The following is an 11,487-nucleotide window of genomic DNA, read 5'->3' on the forward strand; positions in this document are numbered from 1 at the left end:
CCGCGCTGCCGGCGTTCCTGGTCGGCGTGCTGCGCGGGGCCCGAACGCCCGGCGCGCGCGAGGACCCCGCCGCCGCCAAGCAGGCGATGTCGGGCGTCGAGTTCGAGGACCACGTCGCACGCATCGCGAGGGCCAGTGGTGCGCCGGTGATCATGACCGCAGTCACGGGCGACTACGGCGTCGACCTCATCGTGGGCCGCAGGCCCGATCGCGTTGCCATCCAATGCAAGCGGCAGTCCCGACCGGTCGGCGCGGGGGCCGTGCAGGAGGTCGTGGCCGGCGCTCCGATGCACGACTGCGCGCACACCATGGTCGTCACCAACCACGACTTCACGCCCGCCGCACGCAAGCTCGCCGATAAACACGGGTGCGTGCTCGTCGGGGGCAGCGACCTGACCCGACTTGGCTCGACGATTCGTCGCCTGGTGACGCCGGACCCCGTTCGGTAGCCGACGAATCCGCTCGCGAGCTTGCGCATCGTGTCGGAATATCCGGCATTGTTGCCGGGCCGACACGCACGCTCGCGGCTAGGGGACTACAGGCGCGGCTAGGCGGGGCCTACAGGTCGACGAGCACAGATCGCACGGCGTCGATCGCGGCGTCGACCTCGTCGCGAGATGCGGTGAGCGCGGGCCGGAATCGGACGCTGTCGGGACCGCTGGCAAGCATGATCACGCGACGGTCCCACAGCTTGGCGATCAGGGCGTCGCGCTGCGCAGCCGTCGGCATGCTGAACGCGCACATGAGGCCGCGGCCGCGCGGGTCGAGGACCAGACCGGGAAACTCGTCGGCCAGGTCCTGCAGTCGCCCGAGCAGGTGGTGACCGAGATCAGCCACCCGAGCGAGAAGGCGCTCGCTCTCAATGGTCTCCAGAATGCGCCGCGACCTGACCATGTCCGTGAGGTTTCCGCCCCACGTGGAGTTGATTCGCGAGCTGGTGGCGAAGACGTTGTCGGCCACTTCGTCGACGCGGCCACCGGCCATCACGCCACACACCTGAGTCTTCTTGCCGAATGCGACGACGTCGGGGGTGACGCCCAATTGCTGGTAGGTCCAAGCGGTTCCGGTCATCCCGCAGCCCGTCTGCACCTCGTCGAAGATCAGCAGCGCATCGAACTCGTCGCACAGGGCCCGCATCGCGGCGAAGAACTCGCCCCGGATGTGACGGTCGCCGCCCTCGCCTTGGATCGGCTCGGCGATGAAGCAGGCGATGTCGTGCGGGTTGGCCTCGAACGCGGCACGTGCCTGCCGTAGCGACTCGGCCTCGAGCTCGTCGATGTTCGCGCCAGGCCGCAGGTACGGCGCGTCGATGCGGGGCCAGTCGAACTTCGGGAACCGGGCGACCTTGTTGGGGTCGGTATTCGTCAACGACAGCGTGTATCCGCTGCGGCCGTGGAACGCGCCCTGCAGATGCAGCACCTTCGTGCCCAGCGCCGGGTCGATACCCCTGGCCTCGTTGAAGCGACTCTTCCAGTCGAAGGCAACCTTGAGGGCGTTCTCGACGGCCAGTGCGCCACCATCGACGAAGAACAGGTGCGGCAGGGCGGGGTCACCGAGCACGCGGGCGAAGGTTTCGACGAACCGGGCCATCGGCACGCTGTAGACGTCGGAGTTGCTCGGCTTGTTCACCGCGGCCGCGGCGAGCTCGGCGCGGAAAGCAGAGTCGTCGGCGAGCGCGGGATGGTTCATGCCCAGCGCGGACGAGGCGAAGAACGTGAACATGTCCAGGTAGCGCTCGCCCGTGCGGGCGTCCACCAGATATGAGCCTTCAGATCGGTCGATGTCGAGGACGAAGTCGAGCCCGTCGGCCAAGATGCTGCGACTCAGCACCTCGCGCACATCGTCGGGTGCCACATGGGAGCTGGGCTTCAGGTCGCGCGAAGGCAGGACAGCGGTCATGCGGCCATCCTAACGGATTTTTTACGCTTTGCACGCCAGTAGACAGGATTATCTACGGTATGAAGTCGCGACCTTCGTAAAAAGTCTGTAGGATGATCGTGCTTCGGGTGCGGACGTTCGCTGCCGTCCTTATCTGTTGCAGCAGGTCTTCGAGCGCCCGCGCCGACCGGACACGCACCAGGAGGACGTAGCTCTCGTCCCCGGCCACCGAGTGGCACGACTCGATGGACTCGATGTGTTCCAGCCGTGCGGGTGCATCATCGGGTTGAGAGGGATCGATAGGGGTGATGGACACGAACGCCGACAGCATGTTGCCGACCGCCTCGGGGTCGATCCGCGCCTGGTACCCCATCACGACGCCGCGAGTCTCGAGCCGTCGCACGCGAGACTGCACTGCGGACACCGACAGCCCGGCGCTGCCGGCCAGGTGGGCCAGCGTGGCGCGGCCGTCGGCAACCAACTCGCGAACCAACGTCCGGTCGATGTCGTCGAGCTCCTCGGAAGCGTCGGCCATGGCCGGAGACTATCGCAGGGAGCCGGTGCTGGGGGTCCCCCCGCTTGCGGGGGAGAGCGGAGCGACTCGGGAAGTTGGTCCGGTGGGCAGGACGTGTTGACGCGCGAGCTGCGCGCCCGGTTCGCGGCCGCGCTATCCCAAATGTACGGCGCCGAGGTGCCGGCCTATACGACGCTGGTCGACGTCAGCACCGAGGTCAACCGCGATCATGCGGGAGACGACCGGCTGGGCTCGATCGAGCGGGTCACCGCCGAACGCCACGGCGCGATCCGGGTCGGCAGCCCGCGTGAGCTCGCCGACGTCGCCGACTTGTTCGCCGCGTTCGGGATGTACCCAGTCGGCTACTACGACCTACGCGAGGCGGCCTCCCCCGTCCCCGTGGTCTCCACCGCCTTCCGGCCCGTCGACGCCGATGAGTTGGCCCACAACCCCTTCCGCGTATTCACCTCAGTACTGGCCACCGCCGACGAACGGTTCTTCGACCCCGATCTGCGGGCCCGCGTCGACCGGTTCCTCGCCGAGCGTGAGCTGTTCGACCCCGCCTTGATCTCCGACGCCAGGACGATCGCGGCCAACGGCGGGTGCCAAAGGGCGATGGCCGAAGAGTTCGTCGCACGCGCGGTGTCCGCCTTCGCACTGTCCCGGGAGCCGATCGACACCGGCTGGTACACCGAGCTGTCGCAGGTGTCTGCAGTCGCCGCCGACATCGCGGGCGTGCGGTCCACCCACGTCAATCATTTGACGCCACGCGTGCTGGACATCGACGAGCTCTACCGGCGGATGGTTGCCAAGGGTGTCCTCATGACCGGCGGCATTCAAGGTCCACCGCGCTGGGACGGACCCGATGTCTTGTTGCGCCAGACGTCTTTCCGGGCATTGGGCGAGCCACGACGGTTCCGCGACTCCGAGGGCACGGTCACCGAAGGCAGCCTGCGGGTGCGGTTCGGTGAGGTCGAGGCCCGCGGTGTCGCATTGACGCCAACGGGCAGGAAGCGGTACGACGCCGCGATGGTTGACGGCCTTGCCGACTCGTGGGCCAGGCACTTCCCCGCCACGCACGCCGGCCTGGCCGCCGACCGGCTCGCTTACTATCGCGGCGGAGATCCCACCAAACCCATTGTCTACGAAGACTTCCTACCCATCTCGGCGGCTGGGATCTTCCGCTCCAACCTGGACGTCGACGCCGCCGCGGTCGGCGCACGGGACGAATCCGGTTACAGCGCAGACTGGCTGGCCGGCGCCATCGGCCGACACGTTCACGACCCGTACGACCTCTACGAGAAAGCAGCAGCATCATGACGAACCTCCCCACCGCCGACGAACTTCGCGACAGGGCCCGCGCCGCGCTGAAGGCCGTCGGCTCCGCGATCGAGCTCGGCGAGCCGGGCGGTCAGGGCCTGCAGGCCAGCACTCCGGTCTTGGGCGACGTCCTGTTCACCGTCACCGAGACCACCTCCAGGGAGACCGACGCGGCCATCGCCGAGGCGGAGCAGGCCTTCGCGACGTGGCGGGTCACGCCTGCCCCCGTGCGCGGCGCGCTGGTGGCACGGCTTGGCGAACTGCTCGTCGAGCACAAGGCCGATCTGGGCACCCTGGTCACCATCGAGGCGGGCAAGATCACCTCGGAGGCGCTTGGCGAGGTCCAGGAGATGATCGACATCTGCCAGTTTGCCGTGGGCCTGTCGCGGCAGCTGTATGGGCGCACCATCGCCTCCGAGCGGCCGGGACACCGGCTGATGGAGACGTGGCACCCGCTCGGCGTCGTCGGCGTCATCACCGCCTTCAACTTCCCGGTCGCGGTGTGGGCATGGAACACCGCGGTCGCCCTGGTCTGCGGTGACACCGTGGTCTGGAAGCCCTCGGAGCTCACGCCGCTGACCGCCATCGCCTGCCAGGCCCTGATCGAACGGGCCGCCGCCGATGTGGGGGCGTCGGTGCACGTGGCGCGACTCATCCAGGGCGGCAGGGAGATCGGTGAGCAACTGGTCGACGACCCGCGTGTCGCGCTGGTCAGTGCGACGGGTTCGGTGCGGATGGGTCGGCAGGTGGGCCCGCGGGTGGCGCAGCGGTTCGGCAAGTCGCTGCTGGAGCTCGGCGGCAACAACGCCGCCATCGTCGCGCCGTCGGCGGATCTCGACCTCGCCGTCCGCGGCATCGTGTTCTCGGCGGCAGGCACCGCAGGGCAGCGCTGCACGACGCTACGCCGCGTGATCGCCCACAGTTCGGTCGTCGACACCCTGGTCGAACGCATCACCGCGGCCTACCGCAGCCTCCCGATCGGCGACCCCTCGGCCGACGGAACCCTGGTCGGGCCGCTGATCCACGAGCGCTCGTACCGCGACATGGTTGGCGCGCTGGAGAAGGCCCGAGCCGACGGCGGCGAGGTCGTCGGCGGCGAGCGCGTCGACACCGGCGAAGGCTCGTTCTACGTCAAGCCTGCCGTCGTGCGGATGCCGTCTCAGACCGCGGTCGTCCACGACGAGACGTTCGCGCCGATTCTGTACGTCTTGACCTATGACACGCTCGAAGATGCAATTGAACTGAACAATGCAGTGCCACAGGGCCTTTCCTCAGCCATCTTCACTACCGACATGCGTGAGGCGGAGCGGTTCATGGCTGCCGACGGTTCGGACTGCGGCATCGCCAACGTCAACATCGGCACGTCGGGTGCAGAGATCGGTGGCGCGTTCGGCGGCGAGAAGCAGACCGGTGGCGGTCGTGAGTCAGGGTCCGATTCGTGGAAGGCCTACATGCGGCGGTCCACCAACACCGTCAACTACAGCTCGGAACTGCCGCTCGCCCAGGGCGTCCACTTCGGCTGAGCGATCTCGGCGTGTTCGGTTGCGGTGAGCGCTACCGATCACGCCGAAATCGCGAAGGTTATTATCGCGGCGTGAGCGAGCAGGTCGAACAGAGGGAATTTCAGGCGGAGGCCCGTCAGCTGTTGCAGCTGATGGTCCACTCCATCTACTCCAACAAGGATTCGTTCCTGCGGGAGTTGATCTCGAACGCCTCCGACGCGCTGGACAAGCTCCGCCTTGAGGCGTTCCGGGACAAAGACCTCGACGTCGACACCTCTGATCTGCACATCGAACTCGCCGTCGACAAGGATGCCCGCACGCTGACCATCCGCGACAACGGCATCGGCATGACCCGCGATGAGGTCGTCGAGCTCATCGGCACCCTCGCCAAGTCGGGTACCGCCGAGCTGCGCAAGAAGTTGCGCGAAGCCAAGCAGGGCGAAGCCGACGAGTTGATCGGTCAGTTCGGCATTGGCTTCTACTCGACCTTCATGGTGGCCGACACGGTCGCGCTCGTCACCCGCAAGGCGGGCGAGAGCTCAGCTACGCGTTGGGAATCCAACGGTGACGGCACATACACCATCTCCGTCGTTGACGGCGCGCCGCAGGGGACGTCGGTGACCCTGCACCTGAAGCCCGAGGATGCCGAGGACGCGCTTCACGACTACACGTCCGTGTGGAAGCTCAGGGAGCTGGTCAAGCAGTACTCCGACTTCATCTCCTGGCCCATCCGGATGGAGGTCGAGAAGACCGTCCCGGCGGCCGAAGAGGGGGGCGAGCCGACCGTCACGACGGAGACCGAGACCGTCAACTCGCGGACGGCTCTGTGGGCCAAGCCCAAGAGCGACGTCTCCGACGAGGAGTACTCGCAGTTCTACAAGCACATCGCCCACGCCTGGGACGAGCCGCTCGAGGTCATCGCGATGAAGGCCGAGGGCACGTTCGAGTATCAGGCGCTGCTGTTCATCCCGTCGCACGCGCCGTTCGACCTGTTCAATCGTGACGGCCGAGTCGGCGTTCAGCTGTACGTCAAGCGCGTCTTCATCATGGGCGACTGCGACGACCTGATGCCCGAGTACCTTCGGTTCGTCAAGGGTGTCGTCGACGCGCAGGACATGTCGCTCAACGTGTCTCGCGAGATCCTGCAGCAGGATCGGCAGATCAAGGTGATCCGTCGCAGCCTGACCAAGAAGGTGTTGTCGGCGATCAAGGACATCCAGTCCAACCGGCCGGACGACTATGCGACCTTCTGGACGCAGTTCGGTCGCGTGCTCAAGGAGGGCTTGCTCTCCGACGCCGACAACCGCGACGCCGTGCTGCGACTGTCGTCGTTCGCGTCGACGTTCACTACTAGGGCGAGCGAAGCGACGGGGGAAGGTACCGAGGCATCCACCACACTCGCCGACTACGTCGGACGGATGAAGGATGACCAGGAGCAGATCTTCTACGCGACGGGCGAATCGCGACAGCTGCTGGAGCGCTCACCGCACCTGGAAGCGTTCAAGGCCAAGGGCTTCGAAGTGCTGCTCCTTACCGACCCCGTCGACGAGGTGTGGGTGGAGTCGGTGCCGGAGTTCGACGGCAAGACGCTGCAGTCGGTGGCCAAGGGCGAGGTCGACCTCGGCGCAACCGGTGACTCAGATGAGTCGGCAGATCAAGGGGACTTCGCCGAGCTGTTGACGTGGTTGCAGGAGACTCTGGACGAGCACGTCAAGGAGGTGCGGCTGTCGACTCGGCTGACGTCGTCGCCGGCCTGCCTGATCACCGACACCTTCGGCATTACCCCGCAGCTGGCGCGCATGTACCGCGCATCTGGGCAGGAGGTGCCCGTCGGAAAGCGGATCCTGGAACTCAACCCCGACCATGCGCTGATCACTGGTCTTCGGAAGGCGCTAGCCGATTCGGCAACGTCGGACGGCCTGCCCGAGACGGCCGAGTTGCTATATGGGACGGCACTTCTCGCCGAGGGCGGGGTGCTAGACGATCCGGCGCGATTTGCGGCCCTGCTGACCGATCGGTTGGCGCGAACCGTCTAGCGGCCGCGACTCAGGGTCCAACTCCTGGAACGCCAACCTGCGGCAGTCTATCGGCGCCATCGACGACAGCTCGGCGTTGCTGCTCGCCAAGAGTGTCCACTTCGGCCAACACCGCGGCCGTGTCGGCACCCAGCTCGGGAGCAGGCCCGGCCACCCGGCCCGGGGTTCGCGAAAACCAGGTCGGCACACCGGGAAAGCGCACCGGACCGTGCTTGGTCTGAACCGTCTCGAACAGCCCGACGGCGTTGAGGTGCGGGTCGTCGAATAGCTCGCCTGGGGTCTGGATGGCGGCAGCGGGGATCTCGAGCTCGCGGAACAATTCCAACCACTCTGCGGTGGTGCGCTCCAGCAGCGTCTGCGCGATCAATCCGTACATCACGTCGATCTGCTTCGCCCGTTGCTCGAGGGTCGCGTACGAGTCGCTGTTCCAGGCGGGTTGGACCGCGGCGATGAAGGCGTTCCAGTGCTTGTCGTTGTAGATCAATACCGCGACGTGGCCATCCTTGGTCTCGTAGGGTTTGCGATTCGGCGCCACCGTGCGCGGGTAGATTGCGGGGCCGAGCGGTGGGTCGAACATCGCCCCATTGGCGTGCTCGACGAGCATGAACGAGGCCATCGTCTCGAACATGCTGACCTCCACCTCCTGGCCCTCGCCGGTACGCTCTCGATGGAACAGCGCCATCATCGTGGCGTAGAGAGCCGTGAGTCCGGCGACCTTGTCCGCCACGATGGTTCCGACGTAGGTCGTCTCGCCGGTGAGCATCTCCTGCACGGCCGCGATTCCGCACTGGGCCTGAATGACGTCGTCGTAGGCGGGACGGTCGGCCTCTGGTCCGCGGCGGCTGTACCCGTAGCAGTTGGTGTAGACGATGGCCGGGTTGATGGCGGCCACGGCGTCGTAGGAGAACCCCAGCTTGGCGATCGCCCTCGCTCGCATCGAATGGATGAAGACGTCGGCCTGCCCGATGAGACCGCACAGGGCAGCGTGACCCTCGTCGGTGGTGAGATCCAGTACCACACTGCGCTTTCCACGGTTGACGTTGACGAACACCCCACTCATACCGGGTGCCGGACCCACCGAGATGTAGCGGGCGTTGTCACCGGCCGGCGGTTCGACCTTGACGACGTCGGCGCCCATGTCCGCCATGATCTGCGTGCAGTACGGTCCCATCACGACCGCCGTGAGGTCGACGACGCGCACGCCCGCGAGCGGCCCGCTAGCCACCGGCCACCTCCGCCGCCAGCGCGAAGCTATATCGGAGGTGGTCGGCGTGGCCGTCGGGGACGGGTGGGAACACCAACGGCGCGGTGTCGTCGCGAATGGCGTCGAGGTGCTCACCGACCTCTTCGATCGACCAGGACGGCCGGTACACGCCAGGGGTCTCGGCGATGAACGCCCGCGCGAGCCGGCCCGCCAGAGCGATGAGCATTTCCCCCGTTACGGAACATGTTTCGTGTGCGAGCCAGGCCACCGCGGGGGCGACGAGCTCGGCACCCATCGGCGGGTAGGCCGACGTGTCGATGCCGTCGGCCATTCGTGTCACGGCGGCGGGCACGATGACATTGCTCTTGACTCCGTGTGCGGCGCCCTCGATCGCGGCGACGTTGGACAGTCCGATGACGCCTGCCTTGGCGACGGCGTAGTTGACCACCTCGTGATTTCCGTAAAGCCCGCCGATCGAGGACGTCAGCACGATGCGGCCGTAGCCCGCGTCGCACATCACCGGAAAGGCCGGCCGCACAACGTGAAATGCCCCCCGTAGGTGGACGTCGACGACGTCTTCGAAGTCCTCGTAGCTGATGTCCCGCAGTGCTGCGCGCCGCACGTTTCCTGCGTTGTGCACTAGCACGTCGATTCGCCCGAACCGCTCGAGGGCAGTCTCGACGATCGCCTTGCCGCCGGCGGGCGTGGCGACCGAATCGACGCTGGCGACGGCCTCGCCTCCGGCGGCGATGATCTCGCGCACCACGTCTTGGGCAGGGCCGGCGTCCGCCCCGTCACCGGTCAGGCTGCCACCCACGTCGTTGACCACGACCTTCGCTCCGCGCGATGCGAGCAGCAGCGCGTAGGCCCGGCCGAGTCCGCGGCCGCCGCCGGTGACGACGGCGGCCCGGTCATCGAATCGAAGCTCACCGCTGCTCAAGCGAACGGTTCCTCTCCTGCGAGCTTGGTCCGCTGCAGCAGCCGGCCCGACGTCGGGTCGTACGGCGTCGCGCGGTGCATCGTCCCGGTATTGTCCCAGATCACCAGGTCCCCGACCGACCACCGGTGGCGGTAGACGAACTGCGGCTGCGTGGCCCAGTCCCGCAGTCGCACCAGAAGTTCCGCACTCTTGCGGAAGTCCATGTCCACGACGTGGCGGGCAGTGGCTCCGAGTACCAGCGACTTGCGGCCGGAGCGGTGCGCCCACACCAGCGGGAGTTCACGGTCACCGATCGCCTGCATCTGCCGCAGCGTGGTGATGTCGGGTTCGGGTTGGTAGTAGAACAGCGTGTTCCACGCCGAGTGCATCACCGTGAGCCCGTCGAGTTCGGCCTTGACATCCTCGGAAAGGGCCTCATAGGCGGCGTAGGTGTTGCAGAACTCGGTGTCGCCCTCGCCGTCGTTGCCCAGCGCCACGCTCTGCAGCAGCGAGGCCAGGATCGGCACCTCGTTCATGGTGCCGTCGAGGTGCCAGTACAGCGAACCCTTGAGGTAGTCGGCCTGCTTGTTCACCTCGGTATCCAGCGACACCTTGTACAGCTTCTCACCGCGATGCTCCGGTGCAAAGGTGCCAAGCGTCTCGGTGAAGGCGATCTGCTCCTCGTCGGAGAACCCGAGTGTCGGAAAGACCAGCACGCCATGCTGTTCCAGCAGGTCCCGAATCGTGGCGGCATGATCACCGGACAACAACGCTGCCTTGTCGGCCGTCACCTCGGTGCCGATCCGTTCGGCGATGTCACGGGTGGTGAATGCGACGGAGGTCGTCATCTCCCCAATTCCAATCCGTCGAGATCGCCGTTGTCGCGCCAGGCGGCAAGCAGGTCGTCGAACGCGTAGAAGCCCGGCGAATAGAAGTCACCGAGGAACGAGCCATTGCCTTCGGCACCCCCGCGACCTTCGTTGTTGTAATAACCGGGGGTGCAGGAGAGTTCGAATGCCGAGTTGTCCATCGACAGCGTCCCGACGGTCCTCACCCAGTCGTCCTGACCCTCTTGGCTCGGCTCGACCGTCGTCGCGCCACGATTGATGGCCTCGGAGACGATGTAGGCGATGTGCTTGGCCTGCTGCTCGAACATGGCGGTGGTGTTCGCCGAGACGCCGCCCTGGATGAAGCCGGTGAAGAACTGGTTCGGGAAGCCGCGACTGGTGATGCCGTGCAGCGTCTTGTAGCTGTCCTTCCAGTTGTCGAACAGCGACAGTCCGTTACGGCCCTCCACGGCATCCATCGCGAACCTTCGGCTGATCTCCGTGGAGATCTCGAAGCCGCTTGCGAAGATCACGCAATCGACTTCGTATTCAACGCCGTTGGCGACGATGCCGGTCGGAGTGAGGCGTTCCACCCCCTTGGACTCCGACACGTCGACGAGCGTGACGTTGGGGCGGTTGAACGCCGCCAGATACTCCTCGCTGGAGCACGGCCGTTTGCACATGAAGCGGTAGTACGGCTTGAGCGCTTCTGCGGTGGCGGGATCGTCGACGGCACCGCCGATCCGGCGCCGCAGCCGCTCCATGATCTTGTAGTCCTCCTCTTCTCGGATCGCCATGATCTGCTCGATACCGAGCGACGCGGGATCGTCACTCGCCGCGATCCGTGCCGTCACGTTGCGACCGAGTTCGGTCCAGAAGTCGCACACCAGGTCCGGCGCGCCGAACACCACACCGACGAACGGCGACCAGTCGTGGAAGTTGCGCTTGCGTTCCTCCTGCCAACCCGGTTGAAGCGACTTCGCCCACTGCGGATCGGTCGGGGTGTTCGCGCGCCCGTCGACCGATGACGGGGTGCGCTGGAAGACGAAGAGTTGCTTGGCGTCGCGGCCCAAGTGCGGTACCAGCTGAACACCCGTCGCCCCGGTCCCGACGAGCGCGACGCGTTTGTCGGCCAACTTGTCGAGGCCCCCGCTGGCGTCCCCGCCGGTGTAGTCGTAGTCCCAACGGGCGGAGTGGAATACGTGTCCCGTGAAGTCCTTGATCCCTGGGATGCCAGGAAGCTTCGGGCGGTTGTAGGAGCCCTGGGCCATGACCACGAATCGGGCG

Annotated in this window: 10 protein-coding genes; 4 read left to right on the plus strand and 6 right to left on the minus strand. The window is 66.4% G+C overall.

Annotation, left to right across the window (positions count from 1 at the left end; translation table 11 throughout):
- Positions 1-449, plus strand: a 449-nt coding sequence (locus tag QOD90_RS20540; RefSeq protein WP_526352673.1) for a restriction endonuclease, incomplete at its 5' end; no start/stop codon positions are given.
- 109 nt (positions 450-558) lie between these two features.
- On the opposite strand, the gene lat is transcribed toward QOD90_RS20540, so the two are convergent.
- Positions 559-1,899, minus strand: a complete 1,341-nt coding sequence (lat, locus tag QOD90_RS20545) for an L-lysine 6-transaminase (protein WP_526352674.1) — start codon at positions 1,897-1,899, stop codon at positions 559-561.
- Between the two features lie 52 nt (positions 1,900-1,951).
- Entirely contained in the window at positions 1,952-2,413 is a 462-nt protein-coding gene (locus QOD90_RS20550) for an Lrp/AsnC family transcriptional regulator (protein WP_526352675.1), read from the minus strand.
- Positions 2,414-2,554: 141 nt separating this feature from the next.
- Here QOD90_RS20550 and hglS point away from each other — a divergent pair, with 141 nt between their 5' ends.
- The 3 genes from hglS to htpG all read left to right on the plus strand — a co-directional run bounded on the left by hglS (position 2,555) and on the right by htpG (position 7,250).
- Positions 2,555-3,712, plus strand: coding sequence for a 2-oxoadipate dioxygenase/decarboxylase (hglS, locus tag QOD90_RS20555; protein WP_526352682.1), 1,158 nt, complete (start codon positions 2,555-2,557; stop codon positions 3,710-3,712).
- On the plus strand, positions 3,709-5,235 hold the full coding sequence (gene amaB / locus QOD90_RS20560; protein WP_526352676.1) for an L-piperidine-6-carboxylate dehydrogenase: 1,527 nt from the start codon (positions 3,709-3,711) through the stop codon (positions 5,233-5,235). The genes hglS and amaB overlap by 4 nt, the downstream gene beginning before the upstream one ends.
- Before the next feature lie 71 nt (positions 5,236-5,306).
- Entirely contained in the window at positions 5,307-7,250 is a 1,944-nt protein-coding gene (gene htpG, locus QOD90_RS20565) for a molecular chaperone HtpG (RefSeq protein WP_526352677.1), read from the plus strand.
- Positions 7,251-7,260: 10 nt separating this feature from the next.
- Here htpG and QOD90_RS20570 read toward each other — a convergent pair whose 3' ends face one another.
- The 4 genes from QOD90_RS20570 to QOD90_RS20585 form a co-directional block, all read right to left on the minus strand.
- A complete protein-coding gene (locus QOD90_RS20570) occupies positions 7,261-8,475 on the minus strand; it encodes a CaiB/BaiF CoA transferase family protein (RefSeq protein WP_526352678.1) in 1,215 nt (404 codons plus the stop codon).
- Positions 8,468-9,394 carry an SDR family NAD(P)-dependent oxidoreductase gene (locus QOD90_RS20575; RefSeq protein WP_526352679.1) on the minus strand — a complete coding sequence of 309 codons (927 nt, stop codon included), beginning with the start codon at positions 9,392-9,394 and terminating at the stop codon, positions 8,468-8,470. Before QOD90_RS20575 ends, QOD90_RS20570 begins: the two co-directional genes overlap by 8 nt.
- On the minus strand, positions 9,391-10,221 hold the full coding sequence (locus QOD90_RS20580) for a TauD/TfdA dioxygenase family protein (RefSeq protein ID WP_526352680.1): 831 nt from the start codon (positions 10,219-10,221) through the stop codon (positions 9,391-9,393). The genes QOD90_RS20575 and QOD90_RS20580 overlap by 4 nt, the downstream gene beginning before the upstream one ends.
- Positions 10,218-11,487, minus strand: a 1,270-nt coding sequence (locus QOD90_RS20585; RefSeq protein ID WP_526352681.1) for a flavin-containing monooxygenase, incomplete at its 5' end; no start/stop codon positions are given. The genes QOD90_RS20585 and QOD90_RS20580, both read right to left, overlap by 4 nt.

The sequence above is a fragment of the Mycobacterium sp. genome (assembly GCF_032161845.1).
Classification (GTDB): Bacteria; Actinomycetota; Actinomycetes; order Mycobacteriales; family Mycobacteriaceae; genus Mycobacterium.